Source organism: Actinocrinis sp., assembly GCF_035653575.1.
Lineage (GTDB): Bacteria > Actinomycetota > Actinomycetes > Streptomycetales > Catenulisporaceae > Actinocrinis.
This window is the reverse complement of sequence record NZ_DASRBQ010000051.1, coordinates 1-2,177: the sequence shown is the minus strand read 5'-3', so window position 1 is coordinate 2,177 and position 2,177 is coordinate 1. Positions and strand designations below refer to the sequence as shown.

At 69.5% G+C, this 2,177-nt stretch carries 1 protein-coding gene and 1 other RNA gene; both read right to left on the bottom strand.

Going from position 1 to position 2,177, the window contains the following annotated elements; genetic code table 11:
* Positions 1–371 precede the first annotated feature (371 nt).
* An RNA gene (gene rnpB / locus VFA06_RS07405) (RNase P RNA component class A) lies at positions 372–787 on the bottom strand.
* A 91-nt stretch (positions 788–878) separates the two neighbouring features.
* Positions 879–2,177: M20 family metallopeptidase (locus VFA06_RS07400; protein ID WP_324839687.1), on the bottom strand; the 1,299-nt coding region annotated here is incomplete at its 5' end.

The window sequence follows — 2,177 nt, the reverse complement described above, 5'->3', positions numbered from 1 at the left end:
TCTGGCGCCAGGGTGGCGCACAGGGCCGTTCTGGCCCCAACGGATCGCCGACGGCACCGCGCGCGCCCCAACGGCACACGCCGATACCTTTCAGCATCCGTTGAGCCACGTCTGAAAGAGCCTCAGCGGAAGCGAGTTCGTACTCGGATCCAGCGATGGTGGCGAAAACAGACCGCCTAAAGACTGCTCGACCGGCTGCGAAATGTCACGAAATGCACCTGGCGGTAGTTGGCGAAATCGCCATCCGAACCCTGAGACGCGCTGACCTGCGCAAATGCGGACGACTCTGCATGGTGCTGACCTGGTGCTGACCCGTAGGGACATTTCGGGCACGACTCGAGGATGAAAGCGCAGGTCAGAGGCGTTCTCGTGCGGCGAGCCGGTCTGTAAGCCGGGTTCTGTTCGCGCGCTGCGGACAGCGTGCGAGGCGACCATCCATCTAGGGCGTGCGTCGCCGCACGCCTCAAGCGGTCTACCCGCGAGCTTGGGCGGGCCGCCCTCAGACACTCGCGCGGGGCGGTTTTCGCGGCTGTCGCCGCGGCGCCGTCCCTTTTTGACCTTGCTCCGGGTGGGGTTTACCGAGCCGCCCGGGTCACCCCGGGCGCTGGTGGGCTCTTACCCCGCCGTTTCACCCTTACCGCAGCCGCTTGGCCGCGGCGGTCTGTTTTCTGTGGCACTATCCCGCGGGTCACCCCGGGTTGGTGTTGCCAACCACCCTGCCCTGTGGAGCCCGGACTTTCCTCGGGCGCAGGTTCGCACCTGCGCACGCGGTCGCCCGACCGGCTCGCCGCATGGTCATTCTAGGGCCCGGGCGAGCAGGTTTCGTTCAGCGGCGGGTTCGGGGCTGGCGGCGGCCGGTCGTTATCGGGGGCGTGTCGCTAGCTGGCGGGGGTCGAGACGGTCGGCGCGGCGAGCCGGTCGACCGCGAGTTGGGCCAGCAGCGCTGCGCCGTCCGGCAGGACGCGGTCGTCGAAGGCCGCCTCGGGGGCGTGGTTGAACGGGGCGGTGGACGGGTCGCGGCCCTCGATCGTCGCGCCGAGGAAGACCATCGCGCCGGGGACCCGTTCGAGGACGCGCGAGAAGTCCTCGGCGCCGGCCAGCGGCTGCGGCATCGTGACGAAGCGCTGCTCGCCGAAGTGCTCGCGGACCGTCGCGCCGACGGTCTGCGCCGCCGCCGGGTCGTTGACCGTCACCGGGTAGAGGCTGTGGAACTCCGCGTCGACCTCGAGGCCGTGGGCCTTCGCGATGCCCTCGACGGTGGCCTTGACCGTGGGCAGGACGCGGTCGAGCGCGGCGGCGGAGAAGGCCCGGATGGTCGCGTCGAACACCGCCGTGTCGGGAATGATGTTGTTCTTCGTGCCGGCTTGGAAGTAGCCGACGGTCACCACGATCGGATCGAAAATGTCGAACTTGCGCGTCACGACCGTCTGCAGCGCGGTCACCATCTCGCACGCGGCGGGGATCGGGTCGTTGGCGCGGTAGGGGGCTGAGCCGTGCCCGCCACGCCCGCGCACGGTGACCTTGAAGTCCGCGCACGCCGCCATCAGCGTGCCGGCCCTTGTCGCGAACACGCCGCGCGGGAGGAGCCCGGAGGTCACGTGGATCGCGTACGCCGCGCTCGGCGGCGTGCCGGTCGCGTCGAGCACGCCCTCGGCGATCATGTGGGCCGCGCCGTCGTCGCCCTCTTCCCCCGGCTGGAACATGAAGACCACGTCGCCGTGCAGGTCGCCGCGCCGAGCCGAGAGGAGCTTCGCGGCGCCCGCGAGGATCGCCGTGTGCAGGTCGTGTCCGCAGGCGTGCATGACGCCGTTGCTGCGCGATAGGTAGTCGTGCGTTCCCTGCTCTTGGAGCGGTAGCGCGTCCATGTCTCCGCGCACCAGGACGGTCGGGCCGGGTGCATTACCGCGTAGGACCGCGGTTACCGAGTTGAGCCCCTTGCCAGTCGATATCTCCAGACCGAGTCCATCGATCGCGGCGAGCACTTTCTCCTGGGTGCGAGGCAGCTCGAGGCCGAGTTCAGGCTCGCGGTGCAAGGCGCGGCGCAGCTCGGTCAGTTCGCCGGCCAGTTCGACGGCGTCTTCGTGCACGGACATGTGGGTGGGGACCTCCGGGTTGAGATAGGTGAGGCGGGACAGGTAAGGCGGGAGGGGGAAGCGGGAGGGGCGGGGCAAAGAGGG